Source organism: Streptomyces sp. NPDC005775, assembly GCF_042871565.1.
Classification (GTDB): domain Bacteria; phylum Actinomycetota; class Actinomycetes; order Streptomycetales; family Streptomycetaceae; genus Streptomyces.
In genome coordinates, this window is the sequence record NZ_JBIAIU010000006.1 from 362,706 (window position 1) to 378,496 (window position 15,791).

The window sequence follows — 15,791 nt, forward strand, 5'->3', positions numbered from 1 at the left end:
CCCCTCCTGGCAGGTGTGCGTCGACGGCTTCGTCAACCTGACGAAGGTAGCGCCGACGCGGCCCGGTGTCATTGCCGTATCGCCAGACGGTCATGACACCGGGCCGGAACCCGGGGAATGTGGTGCGGCCGGTGCCTACCGGTCGGCCACCGCGGCGGCGACGGTCTCGGCGAGCGGCGTCGTCGGGCGGCCGATCAGCCGGGCCAGGTCGCCGTCGGTGCAGGCCAGCAGGCCGCGCCGGATGCCCTCGTCCACGTCGGTGAGGATCGCCGCGAAGTCCTCGGGCAGACCGGCCCCGACCAGGATCTCCTGGTGCACGGCGGCCGGGACGTCCTTGTACGTGATCTCCTGGCCGGAGGCCTTGGCGACCTCGGCGGCGTACTCCGTGAGCGACCAGGCGACGTCCCCGCTCAGCTCGTACGCCTTGCCCAGGTGGCCTTCGCCGGTCAGTACGGCGGCGGCCGCGGCGGCGTAGTCGGCGCGGGTGGCCGAGGCGACCCTGCCCTCGCCCGCGTTGGCCACGACGGCCCCGTGGGCCAGGACGGGGGCCAGGTTCGCGGTGTAGTTCTCCGTGTACCAGCCGTTGCGCAGGAACGTGTACGGCAGGCCGGAGTCGAGGATCAGCTGCTCGGTCACCTTGTGCTCGTCGGCCAGCCGGAAGTCCGCGTCGGGGCCGCCGAGGACGCCGGTGTACGCCAGCTGGGCGACGCCCGCGGCCTTGGCCGCGTCGATGACCGCGGTGTGCTGCGCGACGCGGCTGCCGACCTCGCTGCCGGAGATGAGCAGCACCCTGTCCCCGGCCCGGAAGGCGTCGGTCAGCGTCTCGGGGCGGTTGTAGTCGGCGATCCGGAGCTCGACGCCGCGGGCGGCGAGGCCGGCGGCCTTCTCCTTGTCGCGGACGACGGCGGCGATCCCGCTCGCGGGGACGGTGGTCAGCAGCTGCTCGACGACGAGACGGCCGAGCTCTCCGGTGGCTCCGGTGACGACGATGCTCATGGGGTGTTTCTCCTCTTCAGGTGCTCATGTCCCTGTTCATGCGTTCTGATACTCACCCTAGAGGCAGCACTAACTGAACGAAAGTACCCACTTTGAAGTAAGGTACTGGCATGAACGTAAGCAACCTGGGGCGACGGATCGACGTGCGGGAGCCGATGTGCCCCTCCCGGCTGGTTCTCGAACACGTCACCAGCCGCTGGGGCGTCCTGGTGCTCGCCGCCCTCCTGGAGCGCTCGTACCGCTTCAGCGAACTTCGCCGCGAGGTCGGCGGCGTCAGCGAGAAGATGCTGGCGCAGACCCTCCAGACCCTGGAGCGCGACGGCTTCGTGCACCGGGACGCCAAGCCGGTGATCCCGCCGCGCGTCGACTACTCGCTCACCGGTCTGGGCCGGGAGGCCGCCGAGCAGGTGTGGGCCCTGGCGCGCTGGTCGGAACGGAGCCTGGACGCGGTGGACACGGCGCGCGCGGCGTACGACGCGCGCAAGCAGGCGCGCGAATCGGCCGCGTGAAAGACGGAGCGCCGGCCCTCCCGCCTTTCTGCGGGAGGGCCGGCGCTCCGAGGCCGTACGGGTACTAGCCGACGACCGTCCAGTTGTCGTTCCCCGCGAGCAGCGCGGCGAGGTCGCCCTTGCCCTGCTGTTCGACGGCGGTGTCGAGCTGATCGGCCATGAGGGTGTCGTAGACCGGCCGTTCGACGTTGCGCAGCACCCCGATCGGGGTGTGGTGCAGCGTGTCGGGGTCGGCCAGCCTGCTGAGCGCGAAGGCGGTGGTCGGCGACGCGGCGTGCGCGTCGTGGACGAGGATCTGCGAGCGGTTCTCCTCGGTGACCGCGACCACCCTCAGATCACCCGTCAGCGAGTCCCGTACGACGCCCTTGGAGTCGTCCGTGCCGAAGAGGATCGGCTGCCCGTGCTCCAGCCGGATCACCGCCTCCTGGGCCTGGTCCTTGTCCTTCAGGACCTCGAACGCGCCGTCGTTGAAGATGTTGCAGTTCTGGTAGATCTCCACCAGTGCCGTACCGGGGTGGTCGGCCGCCGCGCGCAGCACGCTCGTGAGGTGCTTGCGGTCGGAGTCGACGGTCCGGGCGACGAACGAGGCCTCCGCGCCGATGGCGAGGGACACCGGGTTGAAGGGCGCGTCGAGCGAGCCCATCGGGGTCGACTTGGTGATCTTGCCGACCTCGGAGGTGGGGGAGTACTGCCCCTTGGTGAGCCCGTAGATCCGGTTGTTGAACAGCAGGATCTTCAGGTTCACGTTGCGCCGCAGGGCGTGGATGAGGTGGTTGCCGCCGATGGAGAGCGCGTCACCGTCCCCGGTGACCACCCACACGCTCAGGTCCCGCCGGGAGGAGGCGAGTCCGGTGGCGATGGCCGGGGCGCGGCCGTGGATCGAGTGCATCCCGTAGGTGTTCATGTAGTACGGGAAACGGGAGGAGCAGCCGATGCCGGAGACGAAGACGATGTTCTCCTTCGCCAGTCCGAGCTCGGGCATGAAGCCCTGCACGGCGGCGAGGACCGCGTAGTCACCGCAACCGGGACACCAGCGCACTTCCTGATCGGACTTGAAGTCCTTCATGGACTGCTTGGCCTCGGTCTTCGGCACCAGCTGGAGAAGTTCGTTGGTCTCAGGCATCGATGGCCTCCTGAAGGGCCGTCGCAAGCTGCTCGGCCTTGAACGGCATGCCGTTGACCTGGTTGTAACTCTGCGCGTCCACCAGGTACTTGGCCCGGATGAGCGTGGCCAGCTGCCCGAGGTTCATCTCGGGGACGACCACCTTGTCGTAACGCTTCAGCACCTCGCCGAGATTCCGCGGGAACGGATTGAGGTGACGCAGATGGGCCTGCGCGATCGGTTGTCCGGCGGCGCGGAGCCGTCGGACGGCTGCGGTGATGGGGCCGTACGTCGATCCCCAGCCGAGCACCAGGGTCTTCGCCCCCGCCGGGTCGTCGACCTCCAGGTCCGGGACCTCGATGCCGTCCACCTTGGCCTGGCGGGTGCGGACCATGAAGTCGTGGTTGGCGGGGTCGTACGAGATGTTCCCGGTGCCGTCCTGCTTCTCGATGCCGCCGATGCGGTGTTCGAGACCGGGCGTGCCCGGGACGGCCCAGGGGCGGGCCAGGGTCTGCGGGTCGCGCTTGTACGGCCAGAAGACCTCGGTGCCGTCGGCCAGCTCGTGGTTCGGGCCGCCGGCGAACTGGACGCGCAGGTCCGGGAGCTGGTCGATCTCCGGGACGCGCCACGGCTCGGAGCCGTTGGCCAGATAGCCGTCGGAGAGCAGGAAGACCGGGGTGCGGTAGGCCAGGGCGATCCGGGCGGCGTCGAGCGCCGCGTCGAAGCAGTCCGCCGGGGTCTTCGGGGCCACGATCGGCACCGGGGCCTCGCCGTTGCGCCCGTACATCGCCTGGAGCAGGTCGGCCTGCTCGGTCTTGGTCGGGAGACCGGTGGACGGGCCGCCGCGCTGGATGTCGACGATGAGCAGCGGGAGTTCGAGGGACACGGCGAGGCCGATCGTCTCGGACTTGAGCGCCACACCCGGGCCCGAGGTGGTCGTGACCGCGAGGCTGCCGCCGAAGGCCGCGCCGAGCGCCGCGCCGATGCCGGCGATCTCGTCCTCGGCCTGGAAGGTGCGTACGCCGAAGTTCTTGTGCCGGGACAGTTCGTGCAGGATGTCCGAGGCCGGGGTGATCGGGTACGAGCCCAGGTACAGCGGCAGGTCCGCCTGCCGGCCCGCGGCGATCAGACCGTAGGACAGCGCCAGGTTCCCCGAGATGTTGCGGTACGTGCCGGCGGGGAAGGCCTGCGACGCGGGGGCCACCTCGTAGCTGACCGCGAAGTCCTCCGTGGTCTCCCCGAAGTTCCATCCGGCCCGGAACGCCGCCACGTTCGCCTCGGCGATCTGCGGCTTCTTGGCGAACTTGGTCCGCAGGAACTTCTCGGTGTTCTCGGTGGGCCGGTGGTACATCCACGACAGCAGGCCCAGCGCGAACATGTTCTTGGAGCGCTCGGCCTCCTTGCGGGAGAGCCCGAACTCCTTCAGCGCCTCGATGGTGAGCGTGGTCAGTGGCACCGGATGGACGTGGTAAGCCTCCAGCGAGCCGTCCTCCAGCGGACTGGTCGCGTAACCCACCTTCGCCATCGGCCGCTTGGTGAACTCATCGGTGTTGACGATGATCTCGGCGCCGCGCGGCACATCGTCGATATTGGCCCTGAGCGCGGCCGGGTTCATCGCCACCAGGACGTTCGGCGCGTCGCCCGGGGTCAGGATGTCGTGGTCGGCGAAGTGGAGCTGGAACGACGACACGCCCGGCAGGGTGCCTGCGGGGGCGCGGATCTCGGCGGGGAAGTTGGGCAGCGTGGAGAGGTCGTTCCCGAAGGACGCGGTCTCCGAGGTGAACCGGTCACCCGTGAGCTGCATGCCGTCTCCGGAGTCACCCGCGAAACGGATGATCACCCGGTCCAGGCGGCGGATCTCTTTGTCGCCGGTGCCTGCTGTTGCGGACTGGGGGGCACGCTGTCCCCCTACGAGTGCCTCACTGGCCTCATCGGCCTGTTCGGCTGGGCTACTGACCTGGCTGGTCACTTACTGGACCTCCCTCGGCGCGGCGGCTCGGAACCATCCGGCCCGCCGGCGGTCCCCAGCCCCACCCTACGTCTGTAAGGGTCGCCTTCCTCTGGCCGATCACATGGTGGACGGCGTTTTGAGACGGTTCTCGGCGCTGTTCCGTCATGATTCATCAGCCACGCGGTTCCGCGTCGGACCTTTGGTGCAGTCCGCGTGGAGCGAGTCGCCGGTTGCCTGGTCGGGGCGGTGCGGGGAGTGCCTCCAAAGATATCTGACAGGTTGTCAGATAGTGCCCCGCGGCATCAGGAATTCAAATAGGTCAGCACGGCCAGAACACGCCGGTGGTCGCCGTCGCTGGGGGAGAGCCCCAGCTTCAGGAAGATGTTGCTGACGTGCTTCTCCACCGCGCCGTCGCTCACCACGAGCTGCCTGGCCACCGCCGAGTTCGTCCGCCCCTCCGCCATCAGGCCGAGCACCTCGCGCTCGCGCGGCGTCAGCCCGGCCAGCACGTCCTGCTTACGGCTCCGGCCCAGCAGCTGCGCCACGACCTCGGGGTCCAGTGCCGTGCCGCCCTGGGCCACCCGGACCACCGCGTCGACGAACTCGCGGACCTCGGCGACCCGGTCCTTCAGCAGGTAACCCACACCCCGGCTGGACCCGGCCAGCAACTCGGTGGCGTACTGCTCCTCGACGTACTGCGAGAGCACCAGCACCCCGATCCCCGGATACTCCTTGCGCAGCCGCACCGCGGCCCGCACGCCCTCGTCGGTGTGGGTCGGCGGCATCCGCACATCGGCGACCACCACGTCGGGCAGCGCGTCCTGCCCGGCGAGGTCGCCCACCGTCTTGATCAGCGCCTCCGCGTCACCGACCCCGGCCACGACGTCATGCCCGAGATCGGTCAGCAGCCGGGTGAGCCCTTCCCGGAGCAGTACCGAATCCTCGGCGATGACCACACGCACCCTGTCCTCCACCACGACGCTGATTCCCCCACTGTTCGTTTGTTCGCTGCGGTTGTCGCCGCTGTTGCCGCTATGGCTGCCGTCGGCGTTGTCGGCTGGTTCGCCCGGATGCCGTCCAGCATCCCAGCATCCCGCATCGACGGTGACGTCGCGGGCCTTCGCCGGGTTGCGTGGTGGCGGGCCGGTTCCCGCGGGGCCGGAACGCCAGGGCGCCGGGCGGACCCGGTGTGCGGGTCCGCCCGGCGACCGGGTGCGGGAGAGATCAGCCGCGCCAGGGCAGCTCGGCCGTGACCTTCGTCGGCCCGCCCACGGGGGACTCGACGACGAGGATTCCGTCCACCGCGTCCAGCCGCTCGGTCAGGCCGGCCAGACCACTGCCCGACGCGAGGTCGGCGCCACCGCGCCCGTTGTCGGTCACCTGGAGCATCAGCCGGTCCGCGGACCGCCACACGTCGACCGAGGCGCGGGTGGCGTGGGCGTGCTTGCTGACGTTCTGCAGGAGTTCGGAGACGGTGAAGTAGGCGATGCCCTCGATGGCCTGCGCGGGGCGGGACGACAGGTCGACCTCGACCTTGACGGGGACGGTGCAGCGGGAGGCGATGGCGGAGAGCGCGGCGTCGAGGCCGCGGTCGGTGAGGACGGCCGGGTGGATGCCGCGGGCCAGGTCGCGCAGCTCCTGGAGGGCGACCTTCACCTCGCCGTGGGCCTCGTCGACCATCTTGGCCGCGGCCTCCGGGTCGGCCGTCAGCTTCTCCTTCGCCAGCCCCAGGTCCATGGCGAGGGCGACGAGCCGGGCCTGCGCCCCGTCGTGGAGGTCCCGCTCGATGCGGCGCAGGTCGGCGGCGGCCGTGTCCACGACCACACCGCGGTCCGACTCCAGCTCCGTGACACGCGTCGCCAGCCGCGACGGGCCCAGCAGGCCGGTCACCATCAGCCCGTCAACGGCGGCCAGACCGCGGATCACCCACGCCGTGCCCAGCACGATCACCAGCCCGGCGGCACTGGTCAGAGCGAGTTCGGCGGACGAGTCGAGGTAGACGTCGTGCGTCCCGTCGCCGTACAGCTGCACCCCGTCGATCCCCGCGTAGGCGGGGAAGACCCACGAGTAGAGCGGGTACGTCAGAGCCGCCCAGCCGGATGCCCACAGGCTCAGCGAGACGCTGAAGGCGAAGACGGCCCACGGGAAGTGCAGCAGCGAGTAGAGCAGGTGCCGCCAGGACACCCCGCTCTTCAGGACCGCCCCGACCCAGGACATCAGACCGCCGGTCCTGCCCCGTACCGGCTCGGGATCGGCCACGTCCAGCTTCAGCAGGGCACGCGCCCTGGCCCGCTCCAGGACGCCGAGGCCGCGGCACGCGGCCAGGCCGGCGGCCAGGAGCGGGATTCCCAGGAAGGTGATGAGCAGTCCGGCGCTGAGCGAGGTCATGGTGATCGCGAAGCAGAACAGCACGATGCCGATCGGCAGGCTCAGCATCAGATAGACGAACTCGCGCCAGGTCCTGGCCTCGATGGGGGCACGCAGGGCGGCCGGCAGGACGCGCTTCGTCGCGAGGCGGCCCCCCGGGCCGTCGCCCGCTCGCTGGGGGTCCCGTGTGTCCGGTCCGTATGCCGTGGCCATGGGGTTCCGTCCCTTTCTTCTGCGTACGTCTCGTCTACGTCTGTCCACGGCTGTGACCGCGTCTGCGTCGGTGCCCTGCTGTGCCGCTGTCCTGCTGCGTCGCTGTGCGGCTTTGCGGCTGTGTCGTTGTCCGTGCCGCTCTGCCTGTTTCAAGAGTGCTGGACCGTACGCGGGCGCACCATGAGGGCGGTATCCCTCTTCGACCGGGGGTTTTCCCCACCCCACCCCTCCTTCCCGGCACGGGCACCCCAGCCGGGGCGGTGCCCGTGCCGCGGCGGCGTGCGCGCTGCCTGCCGGTATCAGGCCGTACGGGCGCCGGCCGCGCTCTTCTCGCTCTCCCGGTCGCGCCAGGGCAGCTCCGCGGTGACGGTCGTCGGCCCGCCGACCGGGGAGTCGAGGACGAACAGTCCGTCGACGGCCCCCAGCCGCTCGGCGAGCCCCGCCATCCCCGTACCACCGTCCATCGAGGCCCCGCCCCGCCCGTCATCGGTGACCTGGATCAGCAGCCGGTCCGCCGAACGCCACACGTCGACGGACGCCGACCGCGCCCCGCTGTGCTTGCTGACGTTCTGCAGGAGTTCGGAGACGGTGAAGTAGGCGATGCCCTCGATGGCCTGAGCCGGCCGTCCCGGCAGCCCCACCTCGACCTTGACGGGGACGGTGCAGCGGGAGGCGATGGCGGAGAGCGCGGCGTCGAGGCCGCGGTCGGTGAGGACGGCCGGGTGGATGCCGCGGGCCAGGTCGCGCAGCTCCTGGAGGGCGACCTTCACCTCGCCGTGGGCCTCGTCGACCATCTTCGCCGCGGCCTCCGGATCGTTCGTCAGCTTCTCCTTCGCCAGCCCGAGGCCCATGGCGAGGGCGACGAGCCGGGCCTGCGCCCCGTCGTGGAGGTCCCGCTCGATGCGGCGCAGGTCGGCGGCGGCCGTGTCCACGACCACACCGCGGTCCGACTCCAGCTCGGCGATCCGGCGTTCCAGTTCGTCGGAGGGGGAGAGCAGTCCGCGGACCATCCCGCGGTCGGCGTTGGTCAGGAACCGGGCGGTGTAGGGGAGCACCGGCCACAGGACGAAGAGGCTCACCAACGTCACCGCGAACGTGACCACGCCCCACGGCAGCCGTATGAAGGAGTACAGCACCGCCCGCCAGCCGACCGGGTCCTTCAGGCTCGACCACAGCCAGGCGAAGAAGCCCTCCTCCCGGTGGAGCCGGGCCATCGGGCTCGGCTCGTCGACCCGCAGCCCCAGCAGCCCCCGCGCCCGGCCCCGCTCCGCCCGCCCCAACAGCCGGGCTCCCTGGAGCCCCAGGGCCAGCAGGGGCAGACCGACGACCGTGACCGCCAGTCCGACACCGATGCTGATCATCAGCACGGTGTAGACGAATCCGGCGATCGCCATCGGGAGATTGGCGAGGAGATGCGCGATCTCCTTCCACGTCCACCGGTCGAAGGCGAAGCGGACTGGAGGGGGCCCGTCGTGGTCGGGTACCTGGGGGCTCATGGTCATACGACCAGCCTGCCGGGCCCGGCCCCCGGGCGCCATGGGGCTCGTGGGTGGGGGCGAAGTAGGGATATCCCTACCAGTTGCCCGACGCAACTGCTTACCGTCCCTTTACAGGGCCTAGACTCCCGTGCGTACAGATCGTCGAACGGGTTCTGAGGGAGCGAGGGGGCGGACGTGACGGACGTGGCGGAACTGACGGACGTGACGATCCTGCCGCACGGTACGAACCTGCCGGCCGGTACGAAGTTGCCCGAGGGTGCGAACCTGCCGGGACCGGCCGTTCTCGCGTCGGACTACTTCCACAGCTACTCGGTGGTCGGACTGCTCGCGGTGGTCGGCGTGCTGTTCGTCGCCGTCGCCTTCGGAGCCGGCAGACTGCTGCGCCCCGTGGTCCCGACGCCGGAGAAACTCCTCACGTACGAATGCGGCGTGGACCCCGTGGGAGAGGGCTGGGCCCACACCCAGGTCCGCTACTACGTCTACGCCTTCCTGTACGTGATCTTCGCCGTCGACTCGATCTTCCTGTTCCCGTGGGCAACCGTCTTCGCAGCGCCCGGATACGGGGCGACGACGCTGGTGGAAATGTTCATCTTCCTCGGTTTCCTGGCCGTGGGACTGCTCTACGCATGGAAGAAGGGCGTCCTCGAATGGACGTGACGAGCCCGTCGTCCTCCGAGTCGGGTGCCGAACCCGCCCCCGTACCCACGTTCCTCCCGGAGCCGAAGCGCCTGGGCGTGCTCTCCCGGCTGGCACCCGAACCGATGAAGGTGGTCCTCAACTGGGGCCGCCGCTACAGCCTCTGGGTCTTCAACTTCGGACTCGCCTGCTGCGCCATCGAGTTCATCGCCGCCTCCATGGCGCGCCACGACTTCATCCGGCTCGGCGTGATCCCCTTCGCCCCGGGCCCCCGCCAGGCCGACCTCATGATCGTCTCCGGCACGGTGACGGACAAGATGGCGCCGGCGGTGAAGCGGCTGTACGAGCAGATGCCCGAGCCCAAGTACGTCATCTCCTTCGGCGCCTGCTCCAACTGCGGCGGTCCGTACTGGGACTCGTACTCCGTGACGAAGGGCGTCGACCAGATCATCCCGGTCGACGTCTACGTCCCCGGCTGCCCGCCGCGGCCGGAGGCCCTGCTCCAGGGCATTCTCAAGCTCCAGGAGAAGATCGCGCGCGAGTCGCTGGGGGAGCGCTACGCGACGGGCGGCGACAGCCGGCCGTCCACCGCCGCGCTCCGCAGCGGCCTGGTCGCCGCCCCGCCCGCGCCCGGCTCCTCGAAGGAGGAGGGGAAGTGACCGCCGCCGAGAGCGCCGGTGCCTTCGACCGGCTGCCGGACGCCGTCACCGAGATCTTCGGCGAGGACGCCACGGCGGAGCGCGCGTACGAACTCCTGACCGTCGACGTACCGCCGGCGTCCTGGACCGCCGCCCTCGAAACGGCGCGCGACCGGCTCGGCTGCACCTACTTCGACTGGCTGAGCGCCGTGGACGAACCGGGCACCGGCTTCCGGGTCTGCGCCCATGTCGCCGCGCTGCCCGCGGGGGGCGGCAGCGTCCGCCGACTGCTGATCCGTACGACGGTCCCGCACGAGGCGGCCGTACTGCCCACCGCGATCAGCGTGTACGCCGGTGCCGCCTGGCACGAGCGCGAGACCCACGAGATGTTCGGGATCGGCTTCGACGGCCACCCGCACCTGGTGCCGCTGCTGCTGCCCGAGGGCTTCGAGGGGCACCCGCTGCGCAAGGACTTCGTCCTGGCGGCCCGCGTGGCGAAGGCCTGGCCGGGAGCGAAGGAGCCGGGCGAGTCGGAGCACGGCGGCCCGAAGCGCCGCACGATGCTGCCGCCCGGTGTCCCCGACCCGAACGAATGGGGCCCCCTGAAGGGCCAGCTCCCGCCGGCCCCCGCCCGTCCGGCACGCGCGGCCCGCCCCACAGGCGACCGCCCACCCCGCCGCACCCGCACCGCGAGTGACGCCACGCCGGCGGCCCCGGCCGCCCCGGCCGCGGATCCGGCGGCCCGGTCGGCGCCCCCGCGCCGTACCCGCAGCGTCTCGCAGGGCTCGGCGAGCCAGCAGGCGGCGACGACGCAGGAGACGGGTCCGGCTGCCGGGCCGGGTCCGGAGGCGGGTGCGAGGGCGGTCGCGGCTCCGGAGACAGGTCCGGGGGCCGGCGCGCCCCCGGCTGCTTCTTCGGCCTCCGACGCGCCGTGGCACGACGCCCGCCCGGCGTTCGACGAGCCGTCCGGGGGGCGCGGTGAATCCGGTGATGCGCGTGAGTCCCGCGCGCCTGCTGAGCCGTCCCCCGCAGAACCGGCGCCAGAGCCGTCCCCCGCGGAACCGGCCCCCGAGCCGCCGTCCCCCGCAACACCGGCACCCGAGCCGCCATCCCCCGCAGAACCGGCCCCCGAGCCGGCCCCCGAACAACCCACCGAGCAGCGCCCCGGGACGACCCCCCGGCCCTCCACCACCCCCACCGGAGGCGACGAGTGAACGACGTACTGGACGTCGCCCTCCGCCTCGTCATCGTCTTCGCCGTGTTCATGGTCGTCCCCCTCATCGTGGGCCAGGCCGAACACAAGGTGATGGCCCACATGCAGGGCCGCCTCGGCCCCATGTACGCCGGTGGTTTCCACGGCTGGGCCCAGCTCGTCGCGGACGGCGTGAAGTTCGCGCAGAAGGAGGACATCGTCCCGGCCGAGGCCGACCGCCGGGTCTTCCAGATCGCGCCCGCCGTCGCGCTGCTTCCGTACCTCCTCGTTCTCGTGGCGATCCCGATCGGCCCCGGTGAGGGCGCGGTCGGCCAGGTCGTCGACGCGGGCATCTTCTTCGTGCTCGCCGTGATGGGTGTCGGCGTGCTCGGCTCGCTCATGGCCGGCTGGGCGTCCGCCAACAAGTTCTCGCTGCTCGGTGGCCTCCGTACCGCCGCGCAACTGCTCGCGTACGAGCTGCCGATGCTGCTGGCCGCCGCCTCCGTGGCGATGGCGGCCGGTACCGTCTCGCTCCCCGGCATCCTCGACGCCTTCGAGTGGTGGTGGCTGCCCTGGCAGATCGTCGGGGCCCTGGTCTTCTTCGTGGCGGGACTCGCCGAACTGCAGCGCCCGCCCTTCGACATGCCGGTCGCCGACTCGGAGATCATCTTCGGTGCGTACACCGAGTACACCGGCCTCCGCTTCGCGCTCTTCCTGCTCGCCGAGTACGCGGGCATCGTCGTGCTGTGCGGTCTGACGGCCGTCCTGTTCCTCGGCGGCTGGCACGGTCCGCTCGGCGCCGACGGACTCGGCTGGGTCTGGACGCTCCTGAAGACCGGCATCCTCGCCTTCGTCGTCATCTGGCTGCGCGTGAGCTATCCGCGGCTGCGCGAGGACCAGCTCCAGAAGCTCGCCTGGACCCTCCTCATCCCCCTCGCCCTCGCGCAGATCGCGCTCACCGGCATCGTGAAGGTGGCGATCAACTAGTGCCCCCGATCCCCGGCTCAGGTCTGGCCAAGGGCCTCGCCGTCACCCTGCGGACGATGACGAAGAAGACCGTCACCGCCCAGTACCCGGACGTGCAGCCCGAGCTCCCGCCCCGCTCCCGGGGCGTCATCGCGCTGTTCGAGGAGAACTGCACGGTCTGCATGCTGTGCGCCCGCGAGTGCCCGGACTGGTGCATCTACATCGACTCCCACAAGGAGACGGTGCCCGCCGCGGCGCCGGGCGGCCGCGAGCGCAGCCGTAACGTGCTGGACCGGTTCGCCATCGACTTCTCGCTCTGCATGTACTGCGGCATCTGCATCGAGGTGTGCCCGTTCGACGCGCTGTTCTGGTCGCCGGAGTTCGAGTACGCGGAGACGGACATCCTCGAACTCACCCATGAGCGCGACAAGCTGCGCGACTGGATGTGGACGGTTCCGGAGCCGCCGGCCCTCGACCCGGCCGCCGAGGAACCGAAGGAGATCGCCGCCGCCCGCAAGACGGCGGACAAGCTCCGCACCCAGCGTGAACAGGAGGCCGCGGCCGAGGCAGCCGGGCCCGCCCCCACGGATCAGGAGGGACAGGCGTGATCACCAGCACCGGCGCCGCCCTCGGGGACGCCCCCGTCCCCGCCCTCGCCGCCGCCGCGAGCCATCCCGGTTTCCTCTCCCCGGCCGGGGTCGAGATCGCCTTCGTCCTCGTCGGCATCGCCACCCTCGGCGCGGCCCTCGTCACCGTCACGACCAGACAGCTGGTGCACGCCGCCCTCTGGCTGATCGTGACGCTCGGCGGTCTGGCCGTCGAGTACCTCCTGCTCACCGCGGAGTTCATCGCCTGGGTACAGGTACTGATCTACGTCGGCTCCGTGGTCGTCCTCCTCCTGTTCGGCCTGATGCTCACCAGGGCCCCCATCGGCCGCTCCCCGGACGCCGATTCGGAGAACCGCTGGGCCGCCCTCGCGGTGGCCGTCGCCGCGGCCGGCACCCTCGTCTGGGTCGTCGTCGACGCCTTCCGCACCACCTGGATCGAACTGGACGGCCCTGCCCAGGGCTCCACCGAGGCCACGGGCTCCTTCCTCTTCCGGCACTGGGTGCTGCCCTTCGAAGCGCTCTCCGTCCTGCTGCTCGCCGCCCTCGTCGGCGCGATCGTCCTCTCCCGCAAGGGCCGCGCGAACGCGCCCGGAGCGAACACCTCTGGAACGCGCGCCCCCGCAGCGAACACCCCCGGCGCGAACGCCCCCCGAGAGGACAAGCGCTGATGCACCTCGCCTATCCCGCCGTGCTCGCCGCCCTCCTCTTCTGCACCGGGCTGTACGGAGTACTGGCCCGGCGCAACGCGATCCTCGTCCTGATGTCCGTCGAGCTGATGCTCAACGCCGTCAACCTCAACCTCGTCGCCTTCGACGTCTGGCTCCGCGACGCCCTGCATTCCGGCCAGGCCCTCACCCTCTTCACCATCGCCATCGCGGCGGCGGAGATCGGCATCGGCCTGGCGATCGTCCTCGCCGTGTACCGCAACCGCGGCAGCTCCGACATCGACCGCCTCCGCGACACCGCCGAGACCGACGACGCCGAGACGGTCCCCGACGGCGACGGCGACGACCCCACAGGCGCGGGCAACGGCACCGCAGACCAGGCCACTGCTCCGGCAGGGAAGGCAAAGAAGGCAGAGGCCACCGCGTGACCACCACGACCCTCGCCGCCCTCGTCCCCCTTCTCCCGTTCCTGGGCGCGGCGGCCGGCCTCCTCCTCGGCCGCACCGCACCGGGCTTCGTCCGGCCGCTCGCCGTGATGCCCGCCCTCGCCTCACTCGTCGTCGCCGCCGTCGTCGCCGCACGCCAAGGCGGCGGACCGGCCATCGACGCGGCGACCGAGCTCACGCCCACCGGCTCCGTCCCGATCGACCTGGCGCTGCACCTCGACGGCTTCGCGGTCCTCGTCGCCGTCCTGGTAGCCCTCGTCGCGAGCTGCGTTCAGATCTACTCGACCGCGTATCTGCGTGACGACCCCCGCTACCCCTCGTACGCGGCTCTCGTCTCCCTCTTCACCTCCGCGATGCTGCTCGTCGTCTACTCCGGCGACCTGATGGTGCTCCTGGTCGGCTGGGAGGTCATGGGCATCTGCTCGTACTTCCTGGTCGGCCACTACTGGGAGACGCCCGAGGCCCGCGCCGCCTCCCTCAAGGCCTTCCTGGTCACCAAGCTCGGCGACGTCCCCTTCCTCATCGGCCTGTTCGCCCTCGCCGCCGACACCGGCACCTTCCGCATCACCGGCATCCTGGGCTCCGTCGCCCACGGCGGCCTCGATCACCCCACCCTGATCGCCTTGCTCCTGCTCGCCGGTGTCGCGGGCAAGTCCGCGCAGTTCCCGCTGCACACCTGGCTGCCCGACGCCATGGCCGGTCCCACCCCCGTCTCCGCGCTGATCCACGCGGCGACGATGGTCGCCGCCGGCATCTACTTCGTGGCCCGGCTCCTCCCGGTCTTCGCCGAATCCGGCGCCGCCCTCGTCGTCCTCGCCGTGATGGCCGCCGTCACGATGATCGGCTCCGGGCTCGCCGCCCTCGCCCAGGACGACATCAAGCGCGTCCTCGCGTACTCGACCATCGGCCAGCTCGGTTACATGTCCGGCGCCCTGGCCGTCGGGGACCGCGGCGCCGCCGTCTTCCACCTCATCTCGCACGGTGCGTTCAAGGCCGTCCTCTTCCTCGCCGCGGGCGTCGTCATCCACGCCGCCGGCACCAACTCACTGGCCGCCATGTCCCGCATGGGAGGCCTGACCAAGCGCATCCCCGACGCCTACTGGACGATGACGGTCGCCCTCCTCGCGCTGGCCGCCATCCCGCCGTTCGCCGGCTTCTTCTCCAAGGAAGCCGTCCTCGTCGCCGCCGAGCACACCGCGCTCGGTGACCGGCACGTCGCCCCGGCCGCAGCCGGCTGGACGGTGCTCGTCGCCGGGCTCCTGGCCGCCGTGCTCACCGCCGCGTACGCCACCCGTCTCTGGCTCCTCGCCTTCCGGGGCCGCGGCGCCGAGGCCCCCGACCACGGCCGGCAGCCCATCGCCATGACCTCGGTCCTGTGGGTACTGGCCGTCCCCACCATGGCCTTCGGCCTCACCGTCGGCGTGATCACCGACTGGTTCGACGGCCACAGCCTCACCCCGTCGCTGACCACCGCCGTGCTGTCCACCGGAGTCGGCCTCGTCGGCGGCCTCGTCACCTACGGGGCCTGGCGCCACACCACGGCGCTCGCCGCCCGCACCCCCATGGGTTCGGTCGTCGCCCACCCCGACGCGGAACCGGCCCTCGTCGAGATCGAGGCCCTGGAGAGTCACACCGCCGCCTACGGCACCGCGGGTGACGCCCCCGACCCGGCCGACCCCGGCCGGCTGCTGCTCGGCCCCCTCCACCGCCACGCCGCCACCGGCTTCCACCTGGACGCCCTGTACGCGGCCCTGTTCGTCCGCCCCGTCCAGGCAGCGGCGAGCCTCGTCCGCTTCCTGGACCGCGAGGTCGTCGACACCTACGTACGTGGCTCCGCGACCGGCGCACGCTGGCTCGGCACCGCCGTCCGCCGCGCGCAGACCGGCAACGTGCAGACCTACCTCAGCGCACTGCTCGCCGGTTCGCTGGTCCTGGCGGTCGCCGCCGTCGTCTTCGCCAACGTCAACGCCGGGTCGTGAGCCGTGATCGATATCAGCGCATCC

At 71.1% G+C, this 15,791-nt stretch carries 15 protein-coding genes; 9 read left to right on the plus strand and 6 right to left on the minus strand.

Annotated features, from left to right (window positions below):
• Positions 1 to 135 precede the first annotated feature (135 nt).
• Entirely contained in the window at positions 136 to 996 is an 861-nt protein-coding gene (locus ACFYPA_RS17255; protein ID WP_389132566.1) for an SDR family oxidoreductase, read from the minus strand.
• A 110-nt stretch (positions 997 to 1,106) separates the two neighbouring features.
• Here ACFYPA_RS17255 and ACFYPA_RS17260 point away from each other — a divergent pair, with 110 nt between their 5' ends.
• Positions 1,107 to 1,505 carry a helix-turn-helix domain-containing protein gene (locus ACFYPA_RS17260; protein ID WP_359078230.1) on the plus strand — a complete coding sequence of 133 codons (399 nt, stop codon included), beginning with the start codon at positions 1,107 to 1,109 and terminating at the stop codon, positions 1,503 to 1,505.
• Between the two features lie 64 nt (positions 1,506 to 1,569).
• Here the strand turns inward: ACFYPA_RS17260 and ACFYPA_RS17265 are convergent, their stop codons facing one another.
• From ACFYPA_RS17265 to ACFYPA_RS17285, 5 genes are all read right to left on the minus strand, one after another.
• Positions 1,570 to 2,628, minus strand: coding sequence for a 2-oxoacid:ferredoxin oxidoreductase subunit beta (locus ACFYPA_RS17265; RefSeq protein WP_359078232.1), 1,059 nt, complete (start codon positions 2,626 to 2,628; stop codon positions 1,570 to 1,572).
• Positions 2,621 to 4,576, minus strand: coding sequence for a 2-oxoacid:acceptor oxidoreductase subunit alpha (locus ACFYPA_RS17270; protein ID WP_359078233.1), 1,956 nt, complete (start codon positions 4,574 to 4,576; stop codon positions 2,621 to 2,623). Before ACFYPA_RS17270 ends, ACFYPA_RS17265 begins: the two co-directional genes overlap by 8 nt.
• 284 nt (positions 4,577 to 4,860) lie before the next feature.
• Positions 4,861 to 5,520, minus strand: coding sequence for a response regulator transcription factor (locus tag ACFYPA_RS17275; RefSeq protein ID WP_148022109.1), 660 nt, complete (start codon positions 5,518 to 5,520; stop codon positions 4,861 to 4,863).
• Between the two features lie 262 nt (positions 5,521 to 5,782).
• Positions 5,783 to 7,138: a sensor domain-containing protein gene (locus ACFYPA_RS17280; RefSeq protein WP_359078235.1), complete on the minus strand. Its 1,356-nt coding sequence runs from the start codon at positions 7,136 to 7,138 to the stop codon at positions 5,783 to 5,785.
• Between the two features lie 299 nt (positions 7,139 to 7,437).
• A complete protein-coding gene (locus ACFYPA_RS17285; RefSeq protein ID WP_359078237.1) occupies positions 7,438 to 8,640 on the minus strand; it encodes a sensor domain-containing protein in 1,203 nt (400 codons plus the stop codon).
• Positions 8,641 to 8,865: 225 nt separating this feature from the next.
• Between ACFYPA_RS17285 and ACFYPA_RS17290 the strand changes: the two genes are divergently transcribed.
• The 8 genes from ACFYPA_RS17290 to ACFYPA_RS17325 are packed head-to-tail and all read left to right on the plus strand — an operon-like array spanning position 8,866 to position 15,767.
• Positions 8,866 to 9,294 (plus strand): NADH-quinone oxidoreductase subunit A, encoded by a 429-nt coding sequence (locus ACFYPA_RS17290; RefSeq protein WP_359078904.1) that lies wholly within the window; start codon positions 8,866 to 8,868, stop codon positions 9,292 to 9,294.
• Positions 9,285 to 9,932, plus strand: a complete 648-nt coding sequence (locus ACFYPA_RS17295) for an NADH-quinone oxidoreductase subunit B family protein (RefSeq protein WP_359078239.1) — start codon at positions 9,285 to 9,287, stop codon at positions 9,930 to 9,932. The genes ACFYPA_RS17290 and ACFYPA_RS17295 overlap by 10 nt, the downstream gene beginning before the upstream one ends.
• Positions 9,929 to 11,125, plus strand: a complete 1,197-nt coding sequence (locus tag ACFYPA_RS17300) for an NADH-quinone oxidoreductase subunit C (RefSeq protein ID WP_389132570.1) — start codon at positions 9,929 to 9,931, stop codon at positions 11,123 to 11,125. The genes ACFYPA_RS17295 and ACFYPA_RS17300 overlap by 4 nt, the downstream gene beginning before the upstream one ends.
• Positions 11,122 to 12,090 carry a complex I subunit 1 family protein gene (locus tag ACFYPA_RS17305; RefSeq protein ID WP_359078243.1) on the plus strand — a complete coding sequence of 323 codons (969 nt, stop codon included), beginning with the start codon at positions 11,122 to 11,124 and terminating at the stop codon, positions 12,088 to 12,090. The genes ACFYPA_RS17300 and ACFYPA_RS17305 overlap by 4 nt, the downstream gene beginning before the upstream one ends.
• Positions 12,090 to 12,677: an NADH-quinone oxidoreductase subunit I gene (locus ACFYPA_RS17310; RefSeq protein ID WP_359078245.1), complete on the plus strand. Its 588-nt coding sequence runs from the start codon at positions 12,090 to 12,092 to the stop codon at positions 12,675 to 12,677. The genes ACFYPA_RS17305 and ACFYPA_RS17310 overlap by 1 nt, the downstream gene beginning before the upstream one ends.
• Positions 12,674 to 13,345 (plus strand): NADH-quinone oxidoreductase subunit J, encoded by a 672-nt coding sequence (locus ACFYPA_RS17315; protein ID WP_389132574.1) that lies wholly within the window; start codon positions 12,674 to 12,676, stop codon positions 13,343 to 13,345. The genes ACFYPA_RS17310 and ACFYPA_RS17315 overlap by 4 nt, the downstream gene beginning before the upstream one ends.
• Entirely contained in the window at positions 13,345 to 13,770 is a 426-nt protein-coding gene (gene nuoK / locus ACFYPA_RS17320) for an NADH-quinone oxidoreductase subunit NuoK (RefSeq protein ID WP_359078248.1), read from the plus strand. Before ACFYPA_RS17315 ends, nuoK begins: the two co-directional genes overlap by 1 nt.
• On the plus strand, positions 13,767 to 15,767 hold the full coding sequence (locus ACFYPA_RS17325) for an NADH-quinone oxidoreductase subunit L (RefSeq protein WP_359078250.1): 2,001 nt from the start codon (positions 13,767 to 13,769) through the stop codon (positions 15,765 to 15,767). Before nuoK ends, ACFYPA_RS17325 begins: the two co-directional genes overlap by 4 nt.
• Positions 15,768 to 15,791: the final 24 nt, after the last annotated feature.